General features: G+C 69.2%; 23 protein-coding genes and 4 pseudogenes. 13 read left to right on the forward strand and 14 right to left on the reverse strand.

Annotation, left to right across the window (positions count from 1 at the left end; translation table 11 throughout):
* Nucleotides 1-148 precede the first annotated feature (148 nt).
* From OG390_RS32095 to OG390_RS32110, 4 genes are all read left to right on the forward strand, one after another.
* The gene (locus OG390_RS32095) at nucleotides 149-655 is read left to right on the forward strand and encodes a phosphatase PAP2 family protein (RefSeq protein ID WP_406177959.1); all 507 of its coding nucleotides are present in this window, start codon (nucleotides 149-151) and stop codon (nucleotides 653-655) included.
* Entirely contained in the window at nucleotides 652-1,596 is a 945-nt protein-coding gene (locus tag OG390_RS32100; RefSeq protein ID WP_406172880.1) for a decaprenyl-phosphate phosphoribosyltransferase, read from the forward strand. Before OG390_RS32095 ends, OG390_RS32100 begins: the two co-directional genes overlap by 4 nt.
* A gap of 131 nt (nucleotides 1,597-1,727) precedes the next feature.
* A complete protein-coding gene (locus OG390_RS32105; protein ID WP_406172881.1) occupies nucleotides 1,728-2,168 on the forward strand; it encodes a GtrA family protein in 441 nt (146 codons plus the stop codon).
* Entirely contained in the window at nucleotides 2,156-3,214 is a 1,059-nt protein-coding gene (locus OG390_RS32110; protein WP_406172882.1) for a YihY/virulence factor BrkB family protein, read from the forward strand. The genes OG390_RS32105 and OG390_RS32110 overlap by 13 nt, the downstream gene beginning before the upstream one ends.
* On the opposite strand, the gene OG390_RS32115 is transcribed toward OG390_RS32110, so the two are convergent.
* Nucleotides 3,168-4,439 carry a D-alanyl-D-alanine carboxypeptidase family protein gene (locus OG390_RS32115; protein ID WP_406172883.1) on the reverse strand — a complete coding sequence of 424 codons (1,272 nt, stop codon included), beginning with the start codon at nucleotides 4,437-4,439 and terminating at the stop codon, nucleotides 3,168-3,170. The genes OG390_RS32110 and OG390_RS32115 overlap by 47 nt on opposite strands.
* Before the next feature lie 91 nt (nucleotides 4,440-4,530).
* Here OG390_RS32115 and OG390_RS32120 point away from each other — a divergent pair, with 91 nt between their 5' ends.
* The 3 genes and pseudogenes from OG390_RS32120 to OG390_RS32130 all read left to right on the forward strand — a co-directional run.
* Nucleotides 4,531-4,773 carry an SCO4848 family membrane protein gene (locus OG390_RS32120; protein WP_399076921.1) on the forward strand — a complete coding sequence of 81 codons (243 nt, stop codon included), beginning with the start codon at nucleotides 4,531-4,533 and terminating at the stop codon, nucleotides 4,771-4,773.
* 31 nt (nucleotides 4,774-4,804) lie between these two features.
* On the forward strand, nucleotides 4,805-6,271 hold the full coding sequence (locus tag OG390_RS32125) for a metallophosphoesterase (RefSeq protein ID WP_406172884.1): 1,467 nt from the start codon (nucleotides 4,805-4,807) through the stop codon (nucleotides 6,269-6,271).
* 482 nt (nucleotides 6,272-6,753) lie between these two features.
* Nucleotides 6,754-7,149: pseudogene (locus OG390_RS32130) on the forward strand (ABC transporter substrate-binding protein); the annotation flags it as partial.
* 156 nt (nucleotides 7,150-7,305) lie between these two features.
* On the opposite strand, the gene tnpA reads toward OG390_RS32130, so the two are convergent.
* Nucleotides 7,306-7,662 carry an IS200/IS605 family transposase gene (tnpA, locus tag OG390_RS32135; RefSeq protein WP_406172885.1) on the reverse strand — a complete coding sequence of 119 codons (357 nt, stop codon included), beginning with the start codon at nucleotides 7,660-7,662 and terminating at the stop codon, nucleotides 7,306-7,308.
* Between the two features lie 6 nt (nucleotides 7,663-7,668).
* Between tnpA and OG390_RS32140 the strand changes: the two are divergent.
* Nucleotides 7,669-8,175 (forward strand): annotated as a pseudogene (locus OG390_RS32140) (ABC transporter substrate-binding protein); the annotation flags it as partial.
* A 101-nt stretch (nucleotides 8,176-8,276) separates the two neighbouring features.
* Nucleotides 8,277-8,680: pseudogene (locus OG390_RS32145) on the forward strand (ATP-binding protein).
* Nucleotide 8,681: 1 nt separating this feature from the next.
* Here OG390_RS32145 and OG390_RS32150 read toward each other — a convergent pair.
* The 3 genes from OG390_RS32150 to OG390_RS32160 all read right to left on the reverse strand — a co-directional run bounded on the left by OG390_RS32150 (nucleotide 8,682) and on the right by OG390_RS32160 (nucleotide 13,697).
* Nucleotides 8,682-10,742 (reverse strand): sulfatase-like hydrolase/transferase, encoded by a 2,061-nt coding sequence (locus tag OG390_RS32150; protein WP_406172886.1) that lies wholly within the window; start codon nucleotides 10,740-10,742, stop codon nucleotides 8,682-8,684.
* A 760-nt stretch (nucleotides 10,743-11,502) separates the two neighbouring features.
* Entirely contained in the window at nucleotides 11,503-12,969 is a 1,467-nt protein-coding gene (locus OG390_RS32155) for an ATP-binding protein (protein ID WP_406177961.1), read from the reverse strand.
* 38 nt (nucleotides 12,970-13,007) lie between these two features.
* Nucleotides 13,008-13,697, reverse strand: a complete 690-nt coding sequence (locus OG390_RS32160) for a response regulator transcription factor (protein WP_399076911.1) — start codon at nucleotides 13,695-13,697, stop codon at nucleotides 13,008-13,010.
* A gap of 164 nt (nucleotides 13,698-13,861) precedes the next feature.
* Here OG390_RS32160 and OG390_RS32165 point away from each other — a divergent pair, with 164 nt between their 5' ends.
* Nucleotides 13,862-16,303, forward strand: a complete 2,442-nt coding sequence (locus OG390_RS32165) for an MMPL family transporter (protein ID WP_406177963.1) — start codon at nucleotides 13,862-13,864, stop codon at nucleotides 16,301-16,303.
* Between the two features lie 39 nt (nucleotides 16,304-16,342).
* Here OG390_RS32165 and OG390_RS32170 read toward each other — a convergent pair whose 3' ends face one another.
* The 4 genes from OG390_RS32170 to OG390_RS32185 form a co-directional block, all read right to left on the reverse strand.
* A complete protein-coding gene (locus OG390_RS32170; protein ID WP_406172887.1) occupies nucleotides 16,343-17,194 on the reverse strand; it encodes a TetR/AcrR family transcriptional regulator in 852 nt (283 codons plus the stop codon).
* 10 nt (nucleotides 17,195-17,204) lie between these two features.
* Nucleotides 17,205-17,717, reverse strand: a complete 513-nt coding sequence (locus OG390_RS32175) for a thiol-disulfide oxidoreductase DCC family protein (RefSeq protein ID WP_406177965.1) — start codon at nucleotides 17,715-17,717, stop codon at nucleotides 17,205-17,207.
* 5 nt (nucleotides 17,718-17,722) lie between these two features.
* A complete protein-coding gene (locus tag OG390_RS32180; protein ID WP_406172888.1) occupies nucleotides 17,723-18,130 on the reverse strand; it encodes a hypothetical protein in 408 nt (135 codons plus the stop codon).
* Nucleotides 18,131-18,216: 86 nt separating this feature from the next.
* Entirely contained in the window at nucleotides 18,217-18,627 is a 411-nt protein-coding gene (locus OG390_RS32185; protein ID WP_406172889.1) for a VOC family protein, read from the reverse strand.
* Between the two features lie 135 nt (nucleotides 18,628-18,762).
* Between OG390_RS32185 and OG390_RS32190 the strand changes: the two genes are divergently transcribed.
* On the forward strand, nucleotides 18,763-19,404 hold the full coding sequence (locus tag OG390_RS32190; protein ID WP_406172890.1) for a Uma2 family endonuclease: 642 nt from the start codon (nucleotides 18,763-18,765) through the stop codon (nucleotides 19,402-19,404).
* Nucleotides 19,405-19,477: 73 nt separating this feature from the next.
* Here the strand turns inward: OG390_RS32190 and OG390_RS32195 are convergent.
* Nucleotides 19,478-19,767, reverse strand: a pseudogene (locus OG390_RS32195) (hypothetical protein); the annotation flags it as partial.
* 12 nt (nucleotides 19,768-19,779) lie between these two features.
* On the opposite strand from OG390_RS32195, the gene OG390_RS32200 reads away from it, so the two are divergent.
* Nucleotides 19,780-20,004 carry a hypothetical protein gene (locus OG390_RS32200; RefSeq protein ID WP_406178385.1) on the forward strand — a complete coding sequence of 75 codons (225 nt, stop codon included), beginning with the start codon at nucleotides 19,780-19,782 and terminating at the stop codon, nucleotides 20,002-20,004.
* Nucleotides 20,004-20,378, forward strand: a complete 375-nt coding sequence (locus OG390_RS32205; protein WP_406172891.1) for a hypothetical protein — start codon at nucleotides 20,004-20,006, stop codon at nucleotides 20,376-20,378. Before OG390_RS32200 ends, OG390_RS32205 begins: the two co-directional genes overlap by 1 nt.
* 91 nt (nucleotides 20,379-20,469) lie before the next feature.
* Here the strand turns inward: OG390_RS32205 and OG390_RS32210 are convergent, their stop codons facing one another.
* The 4 genes from OG390_RS32210 to sdhC are packed head-to-tail and all read right to left on the reverse strand — an operon-like array spanning nucleotide 20,470 to nucleotide 23,903.
* Nucleotides 20,470-21,249, reverse strand: coding sequence for a succinate dehydrogenase iron-sulfur subunit (locus OG390_RS32210; protein WP_406172892.1), 780 nt, complete (start codon nucleotides 21,247-21,249; stop codon nucleotides 20,470-20,472).
* Nucleotides 21,249-23,003: a succinate dehydrogenase flavoprotein subunit gene (gene sdhA, locus OG390_RS32215; protein ID WP_406172893.1), complete on the reverse strand. Its 1,755-nt coding sequence runs from the start codon at nucleotides 23,001-23,003 to the stop codon at nucleotides 21,249-21,251. Before sdhA ends, OG390_RS32210 begins: the two co-directional genes overlap by 1 nt.
* 22 nt (nucleotides 23,004-23,025) lie before the next feature.
* Nucleotides 23,026-23,517: a succinate dehydrogenase hydrophobic membrane anchor subunit gene (locus tag OG390_RS32220; protein WP_399076894.1), complete on the reverse strand. Its 492-nt coding sequence runs from the start codon at nucleotides 23,515-23,517 to the stop codon at nucleotides 23,026-23,028.
* 5 nt (nucleotides 23,518-23,522) lie between these two features.
* Nucleotides 23,523-23,903, reverse strand: coding sequence for a succinate dehydrogenase, cytochrome b556 subunit (gene sdhC, locus OG390_RS32225; RefSeq protein ID WP_121405616.1), 381 nt, complete (start codon nucleotides 23,901-23,903; stop codon nucleotides 23,523-23,525).
* Between the last annotated feature and the right edge of the window lie 255 nt (nucleotides 23,904-24,158).

Genomic DNA, 24,158 nt, shown 5'->3' on the forward strand with positions numbered 1-24,158 from the left:
CTCCCCGGCCCTCACGGCTCCTCACCGAAATGGGTGATTAATGGGATGTCGTCCTACATTGCCGTAATTCTGCGGCCACTCCCTAGAAGAGTGAGATCACATGGACGACCTTGACGACCATGACTACAGGGACCGCCGGCTCGACGGCATGGACCGCGGGTTCGACGGCATGGATCGCCGACTGTTGTCGGCAGTCCACGAGTGCGGCAGGGATCCGCGCGTCGCGGCAGTCGCGCGTGCCCTGTCCTGGAGCGGGGAACACGGCGCGCTGTGGCTTGCGGCGGGGCTGGCAGGGGCGGCCGTCGACCGTGAACGGCGGGGCGCCTGGTTGCGCGCGACGGCGCTCACCACTACCGCGCACCTCGTCAGCATGGGGGTGAAGCGGATCGTGCGCCGCCCGCGCCCCGCGCATGTGGTGCCGTTGGTGCGCACGGCCGGACGGCACTCCTTCCCGAGCTCGCACGCCACGTCCGCGGCGGCCGCGGCGGTCGCCTACGGCGCGCTCGGCGCGCATGTGGTTTCCCCGCTCGCCGCCGCGATGTGCGTCTCGCGGATGGTCGTCGGGGTCCACTACCCGTCCGACATCGCCGCAGGAGCCGCCCTGGGGGCCCTGACAGCCCGCCTGGGCGCACGCTGGGTCGGGGTCGGTCAATGACTGAGCGCACGGCACTCCTGGAGCGCGCACCGGCCGCTGCGGCATCCGCGAAGGGTGTCACCGGCGTCGTCCGGGGCCTGCTCAAGACCACCCGTCCCCGACAGTGGGTGAAGAACCTGCTGGTGGTGGCGGCTCCGGCCGCCGCGGGCCAGCTTCTCTCCCGGCACGCGTGCACCCAACTCGCGCTCGTCTTCGTGCTGTTCACGGCCTGCGCCGCCGCCGTGTACCTGATCAACGATGCCCGGGACGCCGCCGCCGACCGCGCCCACCCGGTCAAGCGCCACCGCCCGGTCGCCGCGGGCCAGGTCCCCGTCGCGGCCGCGTACGCGGTCGGGGGCGCCCTCGCGCTCCTCGCGCCGGGCGCCGCCGCCTGGCTCTGCTCGCCGGCCGTCGCCGCGCTGCTGACGGCGTATATCGGCATGCAACTGGCGTACTGCGTCAGCCTGAAGCACGTCCTGGTGGTGGACCTCGCCGTCGTCACGACCGGGTTCCTCATGCGCGCGATGATCGGCGGTCTCGCCCTCGGCATCCCGCTCTCGCGCTGGTTCCTGATCACCACCGGCTTCGGGGCGCTGTTCATGGTGTCGGCGAAGCGTTACTCCGAGGCCGTGCAGATGGCCGGGAAAGCGGGCGCCACGCGCGCGTTGCTCACCGAGTACACCACCGGCTACCTGCGCTTCGTCTGGCAGCTGGCCGCCGGAGTCTCCGTCCTCGGCTACTGCCTGTGGGCCCTGGAGGAGGGCGGCGTGCCCAGCGCCGGTCTGCTGCCCTGGCGGCAGTTGTCCATGGTCGCCTTCATCCTGGCCATCCTGCGGTACGCCGTCTTCGCCGACCGGGGCACGGCGGGCGAGCCCGAGGACGTGGTCCTTCACGACCGTGCGCTCGCGCTCATCGGTCTGGTGTGGCTGGCGATGTACGGCCTCGCCGTGGCGAACTGGTGAGCGTCGCCGAGGGGCAGGTCTCGGGGGAGCCGGCGTCAGGGAAGCCGGTCGTCCAAGGGCCGGTCTCACTGAAACCGGTTGTCCCGGAGCCGGTTGTCCCGGAGCCGGTCGCTCACAAGCCCGTCGCCCGGATGCGACTCGCGCAGGAACTCCTCGGCTTCGCCACCACCGGAATCCTCGCCTACGCCGCCGACCTCGGCCTCTTCGCCTGGCTGCGCGGCCCCATGGGCCTCGACCCGCTGACCGCCAAGGCGCTGAGCTTCGTCGCGGGTTGCTCGGTGGCATACGCGGGCAACGCCCTCGGCACTTATCGGCACACGACCGCGCGCGGCCCGCGCCAGTACCTGATCTTCTTCGCGGTGAACGTCGCGGGCGCCCTCGTCCAGCTGCTGTGCATCGCCGTCAGCCACTACGGCCTCGGGTTCACCTCGCAGCGCGCGGACACCGTCTCGGGCGCCGGAATCGGCATGGCGCTCGCCACTGTCCTGCGTTTTTGGGGTACTCGGACATTGGTTTTCCGGGGCGTTCGAGGTGTGCGAGGCGAGGGCAGAGTCGGATCATGGACTGGCTGAAAAAGCTTCCCGGCGTGGGGCCCTTGGTCTCCCGCCTGATGGCCACGCACGCGTGGCGGTCGTACGAGCGTCTGGACCGGGTGAAGTGGACGCGGCTCGCCGCCGCGATGACCTTCATCAGTTTCGTGGCGCTCTTCCCGCTGCTGACCGTCGGCGCGGCGATCGCCGCCGCCACGCTCAGCACCAGCCAGCAGAAGGACCTTCAGGACAAGCTCGCCGAGCAGGTTCCCGGTATCTCCGACCAGCTGAACATCCAAGGCCTCGTCCAGAACGCCGGCACGATCGGCCTGATCGCGGGCGCCGTCCTGCTGTTCACCGGCATCGGCTGGGTCGGGTCGATGCGGGAGTGCCTGCGCGCGGTCTGGGAGCTGCCCGACAGCGAGGAGAACCCCTTCCTGCGCAAGCTCAAGGACGGCGGCGTACTGGTCGGGCTCGGCGGCGCCGCGCTCGTCACCGTCGCCGCCTCCACCGTGGCGTCCACGGCGGTGGGGTGGACGACCCGGCAGCTCGGCATCGACGAGCACGGCTGGGGGAGCGCGCTGCTGCGGGCCGCCGCGTTCGCCGTCGCCGTACTCGCCGCCTTCCTGCTCCTGCTGTACCTCCTCACGCTGCTGCCCGGCGTCCAGCCGCCGCGGCGTCGGCTGATCGTCGCCGCGCTGATCGGAGCCGCCGGGTTCGAGCTGCTCAAGCTGCTGCTCAGCGGCTATATGCGGGGTGTCGCGGCGAAGAGCATGTACGGCGCGTTCGGGGTGCCGATCGCGCTGCTGCTGTGGATCAACTTCACCGCGAAACTGCTGCTGTTCTGCGCCTCCTGGACGGCGACGCAGAGCGATGAGTCCCCGCTGGACCCGGCGGATCGATCGGACCCGGCGGATCGATCGGACCCGGCGGACCGGCGGGACCGGGCGGACCGGGCGGACCGGGCGGGTCGATCGGTCCCGCCGGTCCCGACGGACCACGCGGTCCGGCCGGACCACGCGGACCCGACGGCCCAGGTGGTCAGCGACGACGGCGCATCAGATCCGGCAGCGGCCAGCGGCGGTTGACGAGGAAGACACCTGCTGCGAGCAGGACGAGGGAGCCGCCCGTGATGGCCAGCGCCATGCCGATGCCGCTCGAACCGCCCTTCGCGGCGGAGGCGGCCGCCACCGGCTTCGGGGACGCGTCGTCCGCGCCGGGGCTGGAGGCGCTCGCGCCCGGCTGCGCGGTGGTGTCGATGCTCCGCGGCGGCACCAGCTCACCCACCGGCTCGACGTTGCCCGTGGCCTGGAAGCCCCAGTCGAAGAGCTTCGCGGTCTCCTTGTAGACCTCGTTGTGCTCGTTCTTCTCCGGGTTCATGACCGTGACGAGCAGCACCTTGCCGTCCCGCTCGGCGACACCGGTGAAGGTGGCGCCCGCGTTGGTGGTGTTTCCGTTCTTCACGCCCGCGATGCCCTGGTACGTGGAGATGTCGCTGTCGCCGGTCAGGAGGCGGTTGGTGTTCTGGATCTCGAAGGATCCGCGGTCTGTTTTGCCCTTCTCGTTCTTTGTGGTCTCGCCCGGGAACTCGGCCCGCACCGTCGAGCAGTACTCCCGGAAGTCCTTCTTCTGCAGCCCGGAGCGGGCGAACAGCGTCAGGTCGTACGCCGACGACAGCTGGCCCTTCGCGTCGTAGCCGTCCGGGCTGACCACGTGCGTGTCGAGGGCCTGGAGCTCCTCGGCGTGCGCCTGCATGTCCTTGACCGTCTGGTCGATGCCCTCGTTCATCTGGGACAGCACGTGCACGGCGTCGTTGCCGGAGCGCAGGAAGACGCCGAGCCACAGATCGTGGACGGTGTAGGTCTCGTTCTCCTTTATCCCCACCATGCTGGAGCCCGCGCCGATGCCCGCGAGGTCGGAGGAGACCACCTTGTGCTTCATCGTCTTGGGGAACTTCGGCAGCACCGTGTCGGCGAACAGCATCTTCAGGGTGCTCGCCGGGGGCAGCCGCCAGTGCGCGTTGTGGGCGGCCAGGATGTCGCCGGACTCGGCGTCGGCGACGATCCAGGAGCGCGCGGTGAGGTCCTTGGGCAGGACGGGAGCGCCGGTGCCGAGATTCACCTGCGTGCCGGCCTGGCCCAGCCGCTCGCCGCCGACGGTCGACATGTTCGCCGGGGGAGTGGCCGACGGGGTCGTGGTCGGACTCGCTGTCGGGCTCGCGTCCGCGAACGCGGGCGCGGCGAGCGAAAGGGACAACAGGGTGGCGGAAGTGACCAGCAAGGATCGCTTGGCGGTCTTTTCGGTGGCAGGCACGGTCGAGAAAGTACAGGGCGTGGGGCGTGAAGTCCTATCACCCTCCCCACCCCGGCGCCGGGTCCCGGCCGACGGCGGTGATACTGGACCCATGAAGCTCAGCCGCCCCGTCTCCTGGTTCCTGCTCGCCTTCGGGGTGTGGAGCTGGGTCATCTGGATCACTTTCGTCAAGAACCTGTGGAAGGACGGCAGCGGGCTCGCGTTCAACGACGCGGGGGATCCGACGGCGTACTTCTGGGTGCACCTGACGCTCGCCGTCGTCTCCTTTGTCTTGGGGACGGTCGTCGGCGTGATCGGGTTGCGCGGGGTGCGCGCTTTGCGCCAGACGTCATAACGCGGATACGGCAACCGGGGGATACGGCGTCATGGTCATCGTCTTTGTGCTGGTGGGCGTGGTTGCGCCGGCCGTGCTCGGCGCGCTGCACTGGTACGCGTGGCGGCGCCTGGTGCGCGACACCACGTCAGGGCCCGGGGTGGCCCGTCGGGTGGGCGCGGCCGTCTTCGTCGCCGGGCCCCTGCTGATGTTCGGGGCCGTCGCGAGTGAGCGGGCCGGGGCGCCGTTCTGGCTTCAGCGGGTGCTGGCCTGGCCTGGGTTCCTGTGGATGGCGCTGGCGATCTACCTGGTGCTCGCGCTGGTGGTGGGGGAACTCGTACGGTCGGTGGTGCGGCGGGTGGTCGAGCGGCGGGCGGTCGTCTTGCCTGCGCGTGCCGACTCGGCTGTGTCTGCCGTCTCGTCCGACGGTGCCTCTGTGTCTGCCGTCTCGTCCGGCGGTGCCTCTGTGTCTGCCGTCTCGTCCGGCGGTGCCGCTGCGGCAGCCGTCTCGTCCGTCCCTGCCGTCGAGGGTGAGTCGGGGCCGCGCCGGAGCATCCGTCCTCGGTCCGGCGCGGAATCGGCCGGGTTCCAAGAGGCCGGTGTTGACGCGCCGGCCGCTGCGGGCGGACCTTCCGGCGCGTCCCCTTCGGCCGGATCGGCGGGTGCGGGCCGTCCCCCGTCGAGCACCGGTTCCCCCTCGCGTCGGCTCTTCGTCTCCCGGGTCGTGGGTGGGGCGGCTGCGGCTGCCGCTGTGGGGACCGTGGGGTACGGGACCTACGGCGTTCTGCGGGGGCCCAGGGTGAAGCGGGTCACGGTGCCGTTGGCCAAGTTGCCGCGGTCGGCTCATGGGTTTCGGATCGCTGTCGTCAGCGACATTCATCTGGGGCCGGTGCTGGGGCGCGGCTTTGCCCAGAAGGTCGTCGACACCATCAACTCCACGCAGCCCGATCTCATCGCGGTGGTCGGCGATCTCGTCGACGGCAGCGTGAAGGACCTCGGCCCGGCGGCTGCGCCGCTTGCACGGCTTCGGTCGCGTTTCGGGTCGTACTTCGTCACGGGTAATCATGAGTACTTCTCCGGGGCCGAGCAGTGGGTCCGAGAAGTACGGGAGCTGGGGATCCATCCTCTGGAGAACGCGCGTACCGAGTTGGCCGGATTCGATCTCGCCGGCGTGAACGACGTACAGGGGGAGAGCGAGGGGCAGGGGCCCGACTTCGGCAAGGCGCTCGGGGACCGGGACACATCGCGGGCGTGTGTGCTGCTCGCGCATCAGCCGGTGCAGATTCATGAGGCCGTGCGGCACGGAGTCGATCTTCAGCTGTCCGGGCACACGCACGGCGGGCAGTTGTGGCCGGGGAATTTCATCGCCGGCGCCGCCAATCCGACGCTCGCCGGGCTGGAGCGTTACGGGGACACGCAGTTGTACGTGTCCCGGGGTGCGGGGGCCTGGGGGCCGCCGACCCGGGTGGGTGCTCCCTCGGACATCACGGTCGTGGAGCTGGCTTCGCGGCAGGCCTGAGCCGAGGGCAGACCTCTGCCGGGCCTCTGGTCGGAACGGGGCGCGCGGTGTCATGAACCCGTGGGAAGCCGTGCCGGCCGGGCCAAGGTGCCGCGGTACGCGGCTGTGCTCGTCGGCGTCAAGGGGTGGCCGGTTCTCCGCCAGTCGCCTCCTGGCCGCGGCGAAGGTGTCCGTGCGCAGCGCGGAGTGGTGCAGATGGACATCGTGCGGCGGCAGCGGACGCAGCGGTATCCAACCGGGGCGCGTGAGCAACGGGATGCGGGGATCGGCCATGTGCGCGAGGCGCTGCTCCGTGATTGGCCTGGGCGCTGAGGCGGTGAGCCAACTGACCGACGTATCTGTGAAGTTGACGAAATCGGTCGACGAGGCGAGCGTCGTGCGGGGTGAGTCGTCGGGTCACTGGAGCTCCCGGCGGGAGAGGCCCGGAACCACTTCTGCAGGCAGTGCGACAGGCGGAGACGCCCTGACACCGCCCGGTGGTGTGTACGTTGCGCGACGACCTGACCTTTCCGAGCGGGCGCGGGATGACCGCCGAGGACGTGAAGTTCTCCTTCGAGCGGGTGAAGCGCATCAACTCCCTGGTGGGGCCCACGTCCCTCTTCTCCACCCTCGGCTCGGTCGACGCGGACGGTCTCACCGTCACCTTCCATCTGTCCTCGCCCGACGCCACTTTCCCGTTCAAGGTGGCCACCGGCGCCGATTCGATCGTCGACCACACCCGCTACCCGAAGCGCACCCTGCGCACCGGCACCGGCGCCGACGGCACCGGGCTTTCTCTGCTGAAGACGTACACGAAGAACAAGCAGGCCGTGCTCGCGGTCAACCCGAAGTACAAGGGTGCCGTCAAGGAGACCGGCCGGCCCATCGTGCTGCGCTACCGGGACTTATTCGCAGTGCATCGGCCTTCAGGCCGGTGGTGAAGCGAATCTCGCGATAGCGACGCGGAGTGTCGCGGTGGCGTGCCTGCGGAGCAGGAAACTGTGCGGCGCGGAGCGCTGGAGCATTCAACCTGGCGGAGCCGGGCGGTGCTTGGTTCAGGCGGGGCGGTTCTGTTGCTCGATGTACTGCTTCACGATGTTCAGGGGGGCGCCGCCTACGGTGCCGGCGAAGTAGGAGCCGGACCAGAGCTTGTTGGCGCGCCAGTAGTGCCGCACCAGGTCGGGGAACTCCTGGCGCAGGCGTCGGGAGGAGACCCCTTTGAGGGAGTTGACCAGCTTGGTCACGGCGACCTTGGGCGGGAAGTTCACCAGGAGGTGGACGTGGTTGTCCTCGCCGTTGAACTCCGCCAGTTCGCATTCGAAGTCCGCGCAGACCGCCCGCATGATCTCCTCCATGCGCCGAAGATGAGCATCCTTGAACACCTTGTGCCGGAACTTGGTCACGAAAACCAAGTGTCAATGACCGAGGCCGGGGTGCAGTTGCCGGTCCACTTCACTTATGGGTACGGCCAGGGGCGGGGCGCCGCGGGGCAGGAGGCCGCCGAGCTCAAGCGGCAGCTGGAGGCGAGCGGTCTGTTCAAGGTGGAGACCAAGGGTTACGAGTGGACCGAATTCCAGAAGCAGTACGCCCAGGGGCGGTTGGACGCGTGGGCCGTCGGCTGGGTCGCCGACTATCCCGACCCGGACACCTTCGGCGCCCCGCTCGTCGGCACCGGCAACAGCATGAAGAACGGCTACAGCAGCAAGGCGGCCGACCGGCTGGTTCTGGCCACTCAGGAGTACAAGGAGCGCAGCCTCGCGGACGACTCCTTCCGGCAGCTTCAGGAAGTCGTGGCTCAGGACGTTCCGCTGATTCCGTTGTGGCAGCGCAAGGAGTATGTACTCACCAGCGAGGACGTCGGGGGCGGTCAGTATCTGTCGGACGGGACCGGTGTGTTCCGCCTCTGGCGGCTGAGCTGGATATGACAACCGACGTGATCCCGCGGGGTGGAAACCCGCCCCGGTGACATCGCGCTCCTACCCAACACAGCACCGTGTCGGAAATGTGTGCGGGGTGAGGAGTGGATGTGGTGAGACGCAGCTCCTTCCCGCCGCCGCGGCATCCGGCGTCCGTCGGTCTCGCTCGGCGCAGGGTGCGGGACCATCTCGCCGACTGAGGTCACCGTGCCGACGCCCCGGCCCTCGAGGACGTCGTGCTTCCCGTCTCCGAACCGGCGGCCGACGTGGTGCGCCACGGGGACCGCTTCTTGAAAGGGAGTTCGAGGTCGCTGTAACGGCCCTCGCCGACGGGTCCTGCTTCATCGAGGTCTCCGACGAGGGCCTTGCCGAACCCGGTCTGCGGCCGGTCGCCGACTGGGAGGAGACCGGCCGCGGGCTCCATCTCGTGGAGAACATCGCCGTGGCGTGGGGGGTGTGGAGCCGGGGACGCTACGGGAAGACGGCGTGGGCGCTGGTGGCCGCGGCCACGTGACTCACGGCCTGGGTGTGGAGCCGTACACCGTCAGGAAGCGGTCGCGGAACGCGCTCATCTTCCAGACCGGCGCGTCGTGCTGGGGCTGCAGGCCGTCCGTCCAGCCCCAGTCGGCGATCTTGTCGAGCACCTTCGGGTCCTTGGCGACGATCGAGACCGGCACGTCACGGCTGGCGTTGTTGCCGCTGACCCGGGCGATGGGCTGGTGGTCGCCGAGGAAGACGAGCACGGTGTCCTTGTTGCCGTACTTCACCAGGTAGTCGATGAGGCTGGTCACCGAGTACTGGATGGACTTGCCGTACTCCTGCTTGGACTTGGTCGAGTCGGTGATGATGTCCGCGGGCTTCTTGCCGGCCTTCTGGATGGCGTCGTAGATCGAGCCGTTGCCGACCTGGTCCTGGGGGACCGTCTTGGGGATCGGCGCCCAGGGCTGGTGGCTGGAGGTCAGGATGATCGTCGACATCAGCGGCTTGTCGTGCTTCTTGCCGTGCACCAGTCGCTCGAACGCGGTCAGGGCGTACTGGTCGGGCATGGTCGACCAGCTGAACTTCGGTCCCTTGTAGCCGAGGTCGCGGGAGTCGTAGAGCTTGTCGATGCCGTAGAACTTCTGTTCCGGCCAGGCCTTCTGGACGCCCGGCATGACCCCGACCGTGTCCCAGTCGCCCGTCTTCTTGAAGGCGCCGGGGAGGGTCAGGTGGTCCCCTGCCGTGACGGTGCGGTAGCGCTGCTGGTTGTTGATCCACAGACCGGACAGGAAAGTGGAGTGACCCAGCCAGCTGCTTCCGCCGTACGTCGCCGAGGTGAGCCAGCCGCTCTTCGCCGCGAAACCGGCCTTGGTCAGCTTCTCGTTCTCGGCGGTGAGCGTCGCGTCGACGCCCGGCGCCATGACCGGGTCCTCGATCGCGCTGCGGCCGTAGCTCTCGATGAACGTGATCATCATGTCCTTGCCGCGCAGCCCCGTCAGCAGCTGGTCCGGCGGGGTGTCGGCGAAGGCGTCCTTCTTGGCGATCTTCGCGAACGCCGCCTCGTCCCGGATCGTGTTCCGCACCCGCTCGGCACGGTCCTGGACGACCAGCGTGGTGTGTTCGGAGGCGAACGGCACGCCGGTGAACTGCACGCCGAGCGCCGCGCAGGTGACCCAGACGATGGCCATCACCAGCGTCGTGCGCGTCGCCCTCTCGGTGTACCGGGCCAGCAGGTTGCCCAGCCGAACGACCGACAGCGTCATGAGGGCGAGCACGGCGAGCACGATCAGTACGACCACGACGACGATGCCGAGGGCGCCCTTCTTGCCCATCGTGTCCTGAAGGTACGCCTGCGCGTCGCCGAACAGCGTCCAGTCGAGGACGACGTTGAATCCTCGTCCGAGGTATTCGTAGAAGCCGATGTCGAGGAAGTTCAGGACGGTCAGCGCGCCGAGACTCAGCCCGGCGAGCGCCGCCACGGCGATCCGCGGCTTGCGCGGCAGGACGATCAGTACGGCCGCGCCGAAGATGGCCTCCACCGGGATACGGGCGAACTCGGCGGGCCTGAAGTCGTCGATCTTGCTCGGCATGAGCAGCGCGAACAGCACGAGCGCGGCGGCCAGACCGGTGGTCGTCCATGCCAGGGTGCGGGCCGCGACGGGGTACTTCTCACGCCAGCCGCGCCAGCGCCGCCGGCCGTGGACGGGGGAGGCGGCGGAACCAGGGGTGGCAGTGGGAGCGGTTTCGGCCGGGGCTTCAGGGCCGTCCGATGCCGGGGCCGGGTCTTCCCCGTCGCCGGGGGTGGCTTCGGTGTCGTTGGAGGCTGCTTCGGCCGGGGTTTCGGCGTCGCCGGGGGTGGTTTCGGGCGTGGCTTCGGTGTCAGTGGAGGTTGCCTCGGCCGGGGCTTCCGGGAGGCCGGGGGTGGCTTCGGTGTCGTTGGAGGCTGCTTCGGCCGGGGCTTCCGTGACGCCAGGGGTGGCTTCGACCGGCGCTTCGGGCTCACCGGACGTGGCCTCGGGCGCGGCTTCACGCTCACGCGAGGTGGCTTCGGCCGTGGTCTCACCCGCACCCGGGGCGGGCGCGGGCGGCTCCGGCACAGGCCTCGCCTCCGGAGGCATCTCGTCCGTGTTCGGCAGCTGTCGAGAGCTCGTGTTGAACGACAACCCGGCGGTCCTTCCGTGCGAAGCCCGGTGGTGGCGCGGCGGACCAGGCTGGGGACGTCGGGGCCGCCTTCATCTGTATCTGAATCTGTGTACGGTGCCGCGGCGGCCCGTGTTCAATCATCCAGGTCAGCTTCTTCCCAAGTCGGTTTCAGCAGGTCACCGCGCCGGGCCGTCACCCCGCCTGAAGCGTGGCGGCACCGTGCCGAAAGCGTGGCAGCACCGCGCAGGGAGTGTCACCGTCATCGCGCGGGGAGCGCGAGCGTCACCGCACCGGCGGCGTGAGCGCCCGCGTCGAAAGGGCGAGCCGCACCACACTGTGAGGGCGAGCCGCACCGCACCGAACAGCGCGAGCGTCACCGCACCGGCGGCGTGAGCGCCCGCGTCGAAAGGGCGAGCCGCACCACACTGTGAGGGCGAGCCGCACCGCACCGAGCAGCGCGAGCGTCACCGCACCGGCGGCGTGAGCGCCCGCGTCGAAAGGGCGAGCCGCACCACACTGTGAGGGCGAGCCGCACCGCACCGAACAGCGCGAGCGTCACCGCGCCGGCGGCGTGAGCCCCCGCGCCGAGGGGGCCAGCCCCACCGCACCGAACAGCGCGAGCGTCACCGCACCGGCGGCGTGAGCGCCCGCGCGGAGGGGCGAGCCGCACCGCACCGAACAGCGCGAGCGTCACCGCACCGAACAGCGCGAGCGTCACCGTGCCGGCAGCGTCACCGTCACCACCAGCCCCTCGCCCGGTGCCGTCCGTACCGCCACCTCGCCCCCGTGTGCCGCCACCACACCGTGCACGATCGCCATGCCGAGCCCGCTGCCCGCGCCGCCGCCTGCCCGGAAGAACCGGTCGAAGATGCGTGCCGCGTCCTCCTCCGGGAGCCCCGGACCCTCGTCCGTGACACACAGCCGTACGACACCGTCCGCGCGTTCCAGACCGAGCCGCACCGGCACTTCGGCGGGCGTGTGGGTGCGTACGTTGCCCACGAGATTGCCGAGCACCTGGCGCAGCCCCGACTCGTCGGCCTGCACGAGCAGCGTGCCGTCGGCGCCCACGCTCACCGGGCGCCCCGGCTGCTGGGCCCGCAGATCCTCGGCCGCGTCCCGCACCAGGCGGCTCAAGTCGACGTTCCTGAAGCGAAGTTCGGGACGCTGATCGAGGCGGGCCAGGGTGAGCAGCTCGTCCACGAGCCGGCCCATGCGGTCGGCCTCCCCGTTCATCCGGTCCCAGGCCCGCTTGCGCTCGGCCGGATCGGTCAGCATCCCCTTCTCGTAGAGCTGGAGATAGCCGCGTATTGCCGACAGCGGCGTGCGCAGCTCGTGCGAGGCGTCGCCGACGAACCGGCGCAGCTGGGCGGCGCTGCGCTCGCGCGTCCGGTACGCCGACTCGACCTGGTGGAGCATCGAGTTGAGGGCGAGCCGCAACTGCTCGACCTCCTGGGTCGGATGGTGGCTGGAGGGCACACGCCGGGTCAGATCCCCCTCGGCGATCGCCGAGGAGGTCTCCACCATGTCCTCCAACGGCCGCATCCGACGCCGTACGCTGAACATCGTCAGGCAGGCGAGCAGCGCCAACAGCAGCGTGCCGATGGTCACATCGAGCTTGAGCGCCTTCGCGATGCCCTTGTGCAGCGCGTCGGTCGAGGTGGCAAGCAGCACGTATGTGCCGTCGGCGAGCCGGACCCCGGTCGCCCGGTAGGCGGCGCCGTGCACCGTGACGTCGTGCGGTTCGCTGTCGGCAGCGAGGGCGTGCGGGTCGTGCACGGCGGCCGCCAGGGCTCGTTGGGTACTGGTCGGCTTGAAGCCGGCTATGGCGACGGCCTTCCCGGTCCTGTCGACGGCCGTGAAGATCGAGTCCGGTTTCGGTGACTCGTCCGTGGGGGGCAGCATGCGGTCGCGTACGAATGCCAGCGCGCTCAGTGAGTCGATCTGTTGCATGGTGAGCTGCGAACTGCCGAGCGACTCCCGGGTCTTGACGAGCTCGGTGTCGATCTGGTCGAGCAGATAGTGCCGCATGCCCATCAGGCTCACGGCGGTCGCCACCACTATGCCCAGGGCCAGCAGCCCCACGTTCGCGAGCGTCAGCTGGCCCCGGAGAGAATGGACACCGTGCCGGCAGAGCGGGCGCCGGGGCCTCACGCGCGCCGGGATCTTCAGACGCGCCGGCATCCTCACGCGGCCCGGGATCTTCAGACGAGGCAGGCTTGTCATGCGAGCCCGTATCCGACGCCCCGCCGCGTCTGGATCACCGGCGGCCCCAGCGGTTCGAGCTTGCGCCGCAGATAGCTGATGTACGTCTCCACGACGGTCGACTCGGCCGAGTGCTCGTACTGCCACACGTGGCGCAGGAGTTGCTCCTTGGGCACGATCCGCCCGCCGTTGCGGACCAGGAAGCGCAGCAGGGCGTACTCGGTCGGCGTGAGCTCCACCGTATGGCCCGCGCGATGGACGCTGTACGTCGTCTCGTCCAGTTCCAGGTCGCCGTATCGCAGGGGCGGGCGCTGCGGCAGGACGTCGTCCGCGCGGGTGCGGCGCAGTACGGCCGTGATCCGGGCGACGACCTCGTCGATGTTGAACGGCTTGGTGATGTAGTCGTCGCCGAAGCCGAGCGCTCCCACGATCTCGGCGGGCGCGTCCCGTGCGGTGAGGAAGACGATGGCCAGGTCGGGCTGCCGTACCCGCAGTTCACGGCCGAGCGCCCGGCCGTCGCCGTCCGGGAGCATCACGTCGAGCAGCGCGGCGTCGGGGCGGGTGCGCTCGGCGAGCGTGAGCGCCTGGCGGACGGTGCCCGCCGTCATCACCTCGAAACGGTGATAGCGCAGGGCGATGGCCAGGACGTCCGCGATGCTCGGCTCGTCCTCTACGACGAGCACGGTGGCTCCCTCGTGACCGGTCATGTCCCCAGTATCCGCACCGGCACTGACAGCGAGGGGCGTCCGCCCTTTGGAGTTCCTTGAGAGTCATGGCCACTGCGTGTCCACGCGCGCGTGCCCCCGGAAATCCTGTTGTCCAGGACCTGGGGGACCAACCGACCGACTAAGGAGCGTTGAGCGTGGCGACATTGGCACGGTGGTGCTATCGGCACCGGCTGGTGGTCCTGTTGCTGTGGGTGGCGGCATTGTTCGGACTGGGCTTCGCGGCTTCCACCGCGGGCACGGACTACGCGAATGTCTTCTCCCTTCCGAATACGGACTCCAAGAGCGCGTACGACCTGATGGAGAAGGCGTTCCCGAACAGTGCGGGCGACACCGACACGGTGGTGTGGAAGGTCGACGAGGGAACGGTCCGGGACCAGTCCGTACGGTCCAGGATCCAGCCCGTACTCGACGAGATCGGGAAGATGAAGGGCGTCGGCGACGTGGCCGGCCCGTACTCGGGCGACCGGGGCGCGGCGCAGATCAGCCGGAACGGCAAGATCGCGTACGCCCAGATCACCTTCGCGGAGCAGGCGAACGCCGTCCCCAAGGAACTGGTGCAGGACGTCGTCGACACCGCGCAGAACGCCGAACGCGGCGGTCTGCATGTCGAGCTGGGCGGTCAGGCGATCCAGCGGGTGCAGGAACCGCCCACCGGACTCGCTGAAATGGTCGGCATCCTGGCCGCGGCCGTCGTCCTGTTCCTGGCCTTCGGCTCACTGTTCGCGATGCTGCTGCCGATCGCCATCGCCCTGTTCGGCGTCGGCACCGGCCTGTTCTCCACCCAGCTGCTCAGCCACGCCACCGACATCCCCGACCTGGCCCCGCTGCTCGCCACCCTCATCGGGCTCGGTGTGGGCATCGACTACGCGCTCTTCATCGTGACGCGGCACCGACGCGGCATCCTGCGCGGCATGAAACCGGAGGAGTCGACGGTCACCGCCCTCAACACCTCCGGTCGGGCGGTGCTGTTCGCGGGCGGCACGGTGTGCATCGCGCTCGCCGGGATGCTGGTGACGAACCTGCGGTTCCTGGACGGTGTGGTCATCGGCACCTCGCTCACCGTCGTCTTCAGCGTGCTCGCGGCGGTCACCCTGCTGCCGGCGCTGCTCGGTCTGCTCGGCACCCGGGTGCTCAGCCGCCGCCAGCGGCGCAAGCTGGAGGCTGGGGGCACCGCCCGGTCGAGCGAAGCCGAGAGTGGGGGAGGGCCCGAGCCGGAGCGGGCGAGCGGTGCCGCGGCGCGCTGGTCGGCGAGCGTCCAGCGGCGCCCTCGTACGATCGCCACCCTGGCCGTGGTCGTCATGGCCGTCCTCGCGCTGCCCGTGCTGTCACTGCGGCTGGGCGCCACCGACCAGGGCAACGACGACGCCTCGACGACGACCAGGAAGGCGTACGACCTGCTCGCCGAGGGCTTCGGGCCCGGTTTCAACGGCCCCTTGCAGGTGGTCGTGTCCAGCGGCGACACGGACAGCCTGGTGAAGGGCATCGGTGACACCGCCGGAGTCGCCCGGGTCGCCGCGCTGCCGCCCGCGCGGGGCGTGACGGTGATCCAGGTGGTGCCGACGACCTCGCCGCAGTCGGAGAAGACCGACCAGCTCATCGACACGCTACGGGACCGGGTGATCCCCGGCGCGGGCGCTCAAGCCCACGTCGGTGGCGTGACGGCCGTCTCCAAGGACTTCGCCTCCATCACCGGTGACCGGCTGCCCTTCTTCATCGCCACGATCATCGGTCTCGGCTTCCTGCTCCTGCTGGTCGCCTTCCGCTCCCTCGTGGTGCCGCTGACGGCCGCGCTGATGAACCTGATCGCCGCGGCGGCCTCCTTCGGCGTCCTCACCGCGATCTTCCAGTGGGGATGGGGCCTCGACCTGCTCGGCCTCGGCAAGGAGGGGCCGATCAACGCCTTCCTGCCCGTCATCATGCTGTCCCTCCTCTTCGGCCTCTCGATGGACTACCAGGTGTTCCTGGTGAGCCGGATGCACGAGGAGTGGGTGCACACGAAGGACAACGCGCGCGCGGTGCGGGTCGGGCTGACGGAGACGAGCCGCGTCATCAACAGCGCGGCGCTCATCATGGTCTGCGTCTTCCTTGCCTTCGTCCTGAGCGGCGACTCGGGGGCCGCGATGGCGGGCGTGGGCCTGGCGGCAGCCGTCGCCCTCGACGCCTTCATTCTCCGTACGGCCCTGGTGCCGGCGGCGATGCATCTGCTCGGCAAGTCCAACTGGTGGCTGCCGGCCGGCCTCGAGAAGCGGTTGCCGCATCTGGCGGTGGAGCCGAAGGAGGAGACCCTGGAGGAGCTTCCCGCGGAGGGCGGCGCCTCGGTTGTCCACGGCTTCATCCGCACCGCCGACGGCGATCCGGTCGAGGGTGCGGTGGTGACCCTCCTGTCCAAGGGCGGGCGCCAACTGGACCGTGCCGGCTCGCTGGCGGACGGCTCGTACATCGTGTCGGTGCCCGCGCCGGGTACGTACCTCCTGGCGGCCACGGCGGCGTCGTACGGGGCCCGCGCACGGCACGTGGTCGTGGAGGACGGCCCGCTGGTGTACGACGTGGAGTTGGCGGAGGGGGAAGTCGACGCGGTGAACTGAGTCTCTTGCCCAGGCTCGTCGGCTACTGGGCCTCATCGCCTACCGAGACTCGTCGGTTCCTGAGGCTCGGCGCTTGCTGAGTCTCCTAGGGGGCCCGTTTTCTGAACGGGCCCCCTGGGACGAGTTCTTCTTGGCCGGATCGGGCAGGGCCTTGGTCATCCCCGGCAGGAAGTCCGTGAACAGCTCGTGCACCTCGTGGACGAGGGGCCGCAGAACGCGGAAGCGGGCCAGCACGACGCCCCGCGCGGTCAGCCGGGCCCCGCGCTCGGCGAGCCGGTAGCTGCGCTCGCGTCCCTCGGTCCGGTCGAAGACCCAGTACAGGACGAGCCCCATCTGGGAGAGCCACATCAATTCGGGCAGCGCGTCCCGGAGTTCCTCCGGCACCTTGGTCTTCGCCCCGGCCAGCACCTCCCGGTGGACGCTGATGGCCTCCACGCGCGCGTGTTCCGACTCGGGGGAGAAGGGACTGAGCGGGCTGTCCGGGTCGGCGGCGTTCTTGAAGAACTGCACCGCGAACTCGTGGTACGGGGTGGCGATGTCCAGCCACGCCTTCAGCACCCCGCCGAGCCGGGCCTCCAGATCCGTCTCGCGATCCAGCACCTCGCGCGCCGCCACCTGGTGCTCGGCGGCGATCCGGTCGTAGAAGCCCTGGATCAGGTGCTCCTTGCCGGCGAAGTAGTAGTACGCGTTGCCGACGGAGACCCCGGCCTCCTTGGCGATGGCCCGCATGGTGGTCTTGTCGTACCCCCGCTCCTGGAACAGCCGCATCGCCGTCTCCAGGATCAGGGCACGGGTGTGCTCGCTCTTGGCGTGCGTCTTGTCGGGACCTTTTTCGGGGACCACGTCGGAGCCGGAGCTGTCCTGACCGGGGCTGTCTGTTGGTGCTGGCACGAGGACGAGCCTAACGAGTGGAACCGGTCGAGCAGTTGCCGCTGTCGCAGGCGGGAGCCTCGTACGTCCATCCAGCGCTCGGGTCGTAACGCCACCCGTCCCCCCACCCATAGGCGTTGCCACTCCACCGGTCGGCGGTGTGGGTCTCCCGCCACTTGGCGGCGGCGAGCGTCGCGCCCTTCGCGAGACGGGCGCCGGCCGGGGTGCTCAGCCGATGGGCGAGCGGCCGGTGCTCACGCAGTGCCCACAGGGTGACGACCCAGGCGGCCGCGCCCTCGTAGACCTGCCCGCCGTCCCCCACGGCGGTGATCTCGCCGAGGGTGGCCCGGTGATCGAGCCCCGGGAAGCGGCGCCGCGCCTCGTCGGACCCGGCCGGCACGAGCCGGAGCGGCACCGACTGCCGTTGCTTGCCGAGCCAGTCCTTCAAGAAGGTGCACAGCGAGCACTGCGCGTCGTACAGCACGGTGAGCCCGAGAACCGGGACGCGCGCGCCCCGGTCCCGTGTGGCCGCGAAGCCGGTCATCGAGGTCACGCCCCGGCCGTCGGCACGATCCAATCCGTCGGCGCGACGGGCGGCATCTGCTCCCGCTCCATCACTCCCCGCCGCCGGATCTTGTTGAGTACATACACGTTCCCCAGGTGCATGACCCCGAGCACGAGCAGCACCACACCGAGCTTGGTCGACAGGGCCTCGAAGATCCCGCGGGCGTTGTCGATCTCGGTGTCCTGGTTCAGATAGAGCGCGACGAAGCCCAGGTTGACCAGGTAGAAGCCCACCACCAGCAGGTGGTTGACGGCCTCGGCGAGCTTCTCGTTGCCGTGCAGCACATCGGCCAGGAAGATCCGCCCGTTGTGGCTCAGCGTGCGCGCCACCCAGATGGTCAGCGCGATGCTGACCAGCAGGTAGATGACATACGCGACGACTGTGAGGTCCATGTCCCCACCCCTTCTTGAACGCGTTCAAAACGCTGTCGAGAAAGAATGTAGCCCCGCTTTTGAACATGTTCAAGTCGAGTGGGTGGTCACCCCCGACGTCCGAGCTCGGGCCGCTTGCCGTAGTCCGTGAGACCGATGACGTTGCCCCAGGGGTCGGCGATCTCGACGGTCCATCCGGTGGCCACGGGGAACGGGGCGTCGAGCGGCTGAATACCGGCCGACGCGAGGGCGGCCGCCGCGGCCCGGGCGTCCCGCACCTCCAGCCACACCCGCGGCGAGGCCCACGGTGGCGGCCGATGACTCAGCTCCTCGTCCTGCTGCAACAGCACCCCGGGTGTCTCCTTGCCCACCTTCAGCAGCGCGATCCCGGCCTCGTCGAGCCGAAACGCGACCGGGAACCCGGCCCGCTCGTAGAACGCCACGGCCTCGCCGAGGTCCCCGACGGGCAGCAGAACGTTGTCGAATCCGAGCAGCTCGTATGACACGTCATCTGACATGCCATCAGATTAAGGAGGGTCCCTTCGGGGGGCTTGGGGGCTGACCGTGGGGGTCACTCGTTGGGGGGAGGCGGGTGACATTCCCCCCTGGGTAGGCTGAAGAGACAGGCGAGACTCCGTCGCATGGGAGCACCGATGAGCGCCGCATCCGAGAACGGGATGGACGAGGGCCTGGACGACGAGCCGTCGTACCGCTGGCCGATCCCGCCCCCCGAGGGCTGGACCGCGGACGACCTCGACCGGATTCCGGGCCTCCCGCCGCACACGGAGTTGATCGACGGGAGTCTCGTCTTCATGAGTCCGCAGACCGCTTTCCACGGACGCTGCATGCGCCTGCTGGAGAACAGCCTCCTGGAGCAGGCCCCGGACCATCTCGACGTCATGCGGGAAATGACGATCAAACTGGACGCCAAGAACCGGCCTGAGCCGGACGTCCTGGTCTTCCCGATGGAAGCGAACACAGGCCCGGACCAGACCTGGTATGAGCCGGAGGACATCGTCCTTGCCGTCGAGGTCGTTTCCCCCGACTCGCGCAAGCGCGACCGCGAGGTCAAGCCCCACAAGTACGCGGAGGCAGGGGTGCGGCATTTCTGGCGCGTCGAGGAGGACGACAACAAGGGCCTGCCCTTCGTGTACGTCTACGAACTCGACCCGGCCACCAAGGCCTACGCCCTCACCGGCATCTTCCATGACCGCCTGAAGATCACCGTCCCCTTCGAGATCGAGATCGACCTGACGGCCATCAACCGGCGGCGAGGCGGTTCGGAGCCCGCGTAGGAGCCATTGCGGGGGCCGAAAGGGTAGGTTCCCCCCTGGTCCGGCCCCCGCATCGCGCCCTCAGCCGATGGCGCCGCGTTCTCCAATGGCCCGCGGGCGCGATGGCCTCGGTCCCGGCCCCGGGCAGCGTCGCCTTCCACCGGCGTAGAACCGCACGGACCCGTCGGACCGCACGGCCCAGACATCAGGGACGGAGTCCCCGTTGACATCCGGTGTGCCGATCAGGAGCGGCACGCTGCTGCTGGACCAGCCCGAGGCGCCGTACTCGGTGTCGGCCCCGCCCGAGGAATTGGCGGCGGATGCCAGGGAGTTCAGATCGACTCCGCCACCACTTGCCGCGATTCCCTTGCGGAGCAGCAGCCTGGACAGGGGCTGGTGCAGCCGCAGGACACCGAGCGCGTGCTGAACGGGTACGCGTTGCGGACGCCGCGGCGGATAGACCCCGAGGCGCAGACCGAGCCGGCGCTCACGGCCTTCGCTGGGAATGGGTTTCTGGTGCTGGTCGGGGACCGGCAAGTCACCGACCTCGACAAGGAGATCGAGCTCGCACTCGGCACCGAGGTCACGTTTCTGAAGCTCGTCGCGCTGATGGGCGGCTGATGATCACGTCACCTTCCGCGTACGCCCGGCTCGTCGGCGACATCCTCGGCCTGATCGCCACCGAGGACACCGAGCGGCTCGTACCCGAACTGCTCGCGCTCGCCGAGATGGTCGACGACCACTGGGGCTGGGAGGGCCGCAAGGTCGTCGACGCCGTGCGTGCCGCGGACGGCAACTTCCAGGTCGCGTTGGTGCACTGCCTGGCCGCCCGGTACCACGAACTGGAACCGGGTACGGCCACCCGCCGCCGCATCGTGCACCTGCTCCACAACTTCCAGGACACGGAGCTGGTGGAAGGGCAGCCGCGCGACACCCGGGCCGCAAGGCGATGCTGCTCGCCAAGGACACGGAGATCACCGACCCGACCATCCTGAGCCAGCTGTAGCCCTCGTACGGCGAAGGGTCTCGCCCCGGTCCGGAGACCGGGGCGAGACCCTCAGGGACGTACGACCAGGAAGCCGTTGGTCAGAAGCGGCGCGTGATCAGCGCCCTCTTCACTTCCTGGATGGCCTTCGTGACCTCGATGCCGCGCGGGCAGGCGTCCGTGCAGTTGAAGGTCGTGCGGCAGCGCCACACGCCGTCCTTGTCGTTGAGGATCTCGAGGCGCTGCTCGCCCGCTTCGTCACGCGAATCGAAGATGAAGCGGTGGGCGTTCACGATGGCGGCCGGGCCGAAGTACTGGCCGTCGTTCCAGAAGACCGGGCACGAGGACGTGCAGGCCGCGCAGAGGATGCACTTCGTCGTGTCGTCGAAGCGCTCGCGGTCCTCGGCCGACTGAAGGCGTTCCCGCGTGGGCTCGTTCGTGTCCTTCGTGATGAGGAAGGGCATCACATCGCGGTACGCCTGGAAGAACGGCTCCATGTCGACCACGAGGTCCTTCAGGACCGTCAGGCCCTTGATGGGCTCGACCGTGATCGGCTTCTCGGGGCTGAGGTCCTTGATCAGCGTCTTGCACGCCAGACGGTTCTTGCCGTTGATCCGCATGGCGTCCGAGCCGCAGATGCCGTGCGCGCAGGAGCGGCGGAAGGTCAGGGTGCCGTCCTGGTCCCACTTGATCTTGTGGAGGGCGTCGAGGACACGCTCCTTGGGGTCGATCTCCAGCTGGAAGTCTTCCCAGGCCGCCTCCGCCGAGACTTCGGAGTTGAAGCGGCGGATGCGGAAGGTGACCGTGATGTAGGGGGAGTCGGCGAAACCGGGCTCGGGCCGGCCGGCCGCCTCCGCCTTGTCCATAACAGGGGTAGCCATCAGTACTTACGCTCCATCGGCTGGTAGCGGGTCTGGACGACCGGCTTGTAGTCGAGACGGATGGACTCGGTGCCGTCGTCGCCGACCTCGCGGTACGCCATGGTGTGGCGCATGAAGTTGACGTCGTCGCGGTTCGGGTAGTCCTCGCGGTAGTGACCGCCGCGCGACTCCTTGCGGGCCAGCGCGGAGACGGCCATGACCTCGGCCAGGTCGAGCAGGTTGCCCAGCTCGATGGCCTCAAGGAGGTCGGTGTTGAACCGCTTGCCCTTGTCCTGGATCGAGACGTTCCGGTAGCGCTCGCGGAGTTCCGCGATCTTCTCCACGGCCGTCTTGATCGTCTGCTCGGTGCGGAACACCATCACGTTGGCGTCCATGCACTCCTGCAGTTCCCGACGGATGTCGGCGACCCGCTCGGTGCCCGTGGAGCTGCGCAGGCGCTCGACCTGCGACACGACCTGGGAGGCCGGGTCCTCGGGCAGCTCGACGTAGTCGGCCTTCGCCGAGTACTCGGCGGCCGAGATGCCCGCACGACGTCCGAAGACGTTGATGTCCAGGAGGGAGTTCGTGCCCAGGCGGTTGGCGCCGTGCACCGACACGCACGCGACCTCACCGGCGGCGTACAGGCCCGGGACGACGGTGGTGTTGTCCGACAGGACCTCACCCTCGACGTTCGTCGGGATGCCGCCCATCGCGTAGTGCGCGGTGGGCTGGATCGGGATCGGGTCCGTGTAGGGCTCGATGCCGAGGTACGTACGGGCGAACTCCGTGATGTCGGGCAGCTTGGCGTCCAGCTGCTCCGGCGGGAGGTGGGTGAGGTCCAGGTAGACGTGGTCGCCCTCGGGACCGCAGCCGCGGCCCTCGCGGATCTCGGTGTAGATGGAGCGCGAGACGACGTCACGGGACGCGAGGTCCTTCATGACCGGCGCGTACTTCTCCATGAAGCGCTCGCCGTCCTTGTTGCGGAGGATGCCGCCCTCACCACGGGCGCCCTCCGTCAGCAGGATGCCCATGCGCCAGATGCCGGTCGGGTGGAACTGGAAGAACTCCATGTCCTCCAGCGGCAGCCCGCGACGGTAGACCGCCGCCTGGCCGTCACCCGTCAGGGTGTGCGCGTTGGACGTCACCTTGAAGAACTTGCCGGTGCCGCCGGACGCGTAGATCACGGCCTTCGCCTGGAAGACGTGGATCTCGCCGGTCGCGAGCTCGTAGGCGACGACGCCCGCCGAGCGCTTGACACCGTCGACCTCGATGATCAGCTGGTCGAGGACGTAGAACTCGTTGAAGAACTCCACACCCTCTTTGACGCAGTTCTGGTAAAGCGTCTGGAGGATCATGTGGCCGGTGCGGTCCGCGGCGTAGCAGGACCGGCGGACCGGGGCCTCGCCGTGGTTGCGGGAGTGACCGCCGAAGCGGCGCTGGTCGATCGTCCCGTCGGGCGTCCGGTTGAACGGCAGGCCCATCTTCTCCAGGTCGAGGACCGAGTCGATGGCCTCCTTCGCCAGGATCTCGGCGGCGTCCTGGTCGACCAGGTAGTCACCGCCCTTGACGGTGTCGAAGGTGTGCCACTCCCAGTTGTCCTCCTCCACGTTGGCCAGCGCGGCGGCCATGCCGCCCTGCGCGGCGCCCGTGTGGGAGCGGGTGGGGTAGAGCTTCGTCAGCACGGCGGTGCGGCTGCGCTTCGTCGCCTCGATGGCGGCGCGCATGCCGGCGCCGCCGGCGCCGACGATGACGGTGTCGTACTTGTGGATCTTCATGGTGGTTGCCTCAGCCCCGTGCCTAGCGGATGTTCGGGTCGAAGGTGAAGATCACCAGCGTGCCCAACAGAATCGTGAACACCGTGGCGGTGTACAGCAGGCCCTTCAGCCACAGGCGCGTGTTCGCACGCTCCGCGTAGTCGTTGATGACGGTACGCAGGCCGTTGGCGCCGTGCAGCATGGCGAGCCACAGCATGGCCAGGTCCCAGACCTGCCACCAGGGGTTCGCCCAGCGGCCGGCCACGAAGGCGAAGCCGATCTTGGAGACGCCGCCGTCGAGGACGAGCTGGATGAGCAGGTGGCCGATGACCAGGACGACCAGGACGATGCCGGACAGGCGCATGAACAGCCAGCCGTACATCTCGAAGTTGCCGCGGGTCGACTTCGGGGTCTTCTTGGTGCGCTTGCGCGGGGCCTCGATGAGCGGTGCCGGGTTGTCGACGCTGTACGCCGAGAACGCGTCCGCGCCCTCGACGGGGCCGATGCCGGAAGCGGCGGTTTCAGTGGTGGACATCTGCGTCAGCTCCCGAAGACTTCGCGGAATGCGTGACCGAGGACGGGGTACAGGGCCCCGGCCATCAGCACGACCCAGATACCGACGACGGACCAGAGCATCTGCTTCTGGTAGCGCGGGCCCTTCGACCAGAAGTCGACGGCGATGACTCGCAGGCCGTTGAGCGCGTGGAAGAGGATGGCGGCCACGAGGCCGTACTCCAGCAGCGCGACGATCGGCGTCTTGTACGTGGACACGACCTTGTCGTAGTCCTCGGGGGAGACACGGACGAGAGCGGTGTCCAGCACGTGTACGAACAGGAAGAAGAAGATGAGGACGCCGGTGACTCGGTGAGCCACCCAGGACCACATTCCTTCCCGGCCGCGGTACAGCGTTCCAGCCGGCACGGAAGAACCCTCCGGGAGCGGGGATTGGGGCCTGCCGGCTTCTGTGTCGGTCGGCCCGGCCGGGTACGGTCCACCGGCCCTGGCCATCGTAGCGACGTGTTGTCGGAACGCTTACAGCGGCCCTATCTATGTGATCAAACTGGCAATCAAACAGGCACGTTCGGGCTATTAACGGGTGAGGTGGGGGAGCTTCGGGCTGTCTGCCCGGTGCGTGTTGTGCGTGGTTGCTCCCGCCCACGAGGCGCAGCCGTACGT

The organism is Streptomyces sp. NBC_00996, from assembly GCF_045162675.1.
Lineage (GTDB): Bacteria > Actinomycetota > Actinomycetes > Streptomycetales > Streptomycetaceae > Streptomyces.

Bases quoted from the DNA above. Each gene is read 5' to 3' on its own strand.
- OG390_RS32095 (WP_406177959.1), top strand. From the start codon at position 149: ATGGACCGCGGGTTCGACGGCATGGATCGCCGACTGTTGTCGGCAGTC.
- OG390_RS32100 (WP_406172880.1), top strand. From the start codon at position 652: ATGACTGAGCGCACGGCACTCCTGGAGCGCGCACCGGCCGCTGCGGCA.
- OG390_RS32105 (WP_406172881.1), top strand. From the start codon at position 1,728: ATGCGACTCGCGCAGGAACTCCTCGGCTTCGCCACCACCGGAATCCTC.
- OG390_RS32110 (WP_406172882.1), top strand. From the start codon at position 2,156: ATGGACTGGCTGAAAAAGCTTCCCGGCGTGGGGCCCTTGGTCTCCCGC.
- OG390_RS32120 (WP_399076921.1), top strand. From the start codon at position 4,531: ATGAAGCTCAGCCGCCCCGTCTCCTGGTTCCTGCTCGCCTTCGGGGTG.
- OG390_RS32125 (WP_406172884.1), top strand. From the start codon at position 4,805: ATGGTCATCGTCTTTGTGCTGGTGGGCGTGGTTGCGCCGGCCGTGCTC.
- OG390_RS32155 (WP_406177961.1), bottom strand. From the start codon at position 12,969: ATGCCGGCGCGTCTGAAGATCCCGGCGCGCGTGAGGCCCCGGCGCCCG.
- OG390_RS32160 (WP_399076911.1), bottom strand. From the start codon at position 13,697: ATGACCGGTCACGAGGGAGCCACCGTGCTCGTCGTAGAGGACGAGCCG.
- OG390_RS32175 (WP_406177965.1), bottom strand. From the start codon at position 17,717: ATGACCGGCTTCGCGGCCACACGGGACCGGGGCGCGCGCGTCCCGGTT.
- OG390_RS32180 (WP_406172888.1), bottom strand. From the start codon at position 18,130: ATGGACCTCACAGTCGTCGCGTATGTCATCTACCTGCTGGTCAGCATC.
- OG390_RS32185 (WP_406172889.1), bottom strand. From the start codon at position 18,627: ATGTCAGATGACGTGTCATACGAGCTGCTCGGATTCGACAACGTTCTG.
- OG390_RS32190 (WP_406172890.1), top strand. From the start codon at position 18,763: ATGAGCGCCGCATCCGAGAACGGGATGGACGAGGGCCTGGACGACGAG.
- OG390_RS32205 (WP_406172891.1), top strand. From the start codon at position 20,004: ATGATCACGTCACCTTCCGCGTACGCCCGGCTCGTCGGCGACATCCTC.
- OG390_RS32210 (WP_406172892.1), bottom strand. From the start codon at position 21,249: ATGGCTACCCCTGTTATGGACAAGGCGGAGGCGGCCGGCCGGCCCGAG.
- sdhA (WP_406172893.1), bottom strand. From the start codon at position 23,003: ATGAAGATCCACAAGTACGACACCGTCATCGTCGGCGCCGGCGGCGCC.
- OG390_RS32220 (WP_399076894.1), bottom strand. From the start codon at position 23,517: ATGTCCACCACTGAAACCGCCGCTTCCGGCATCGGCCCCGTCGAGGGC.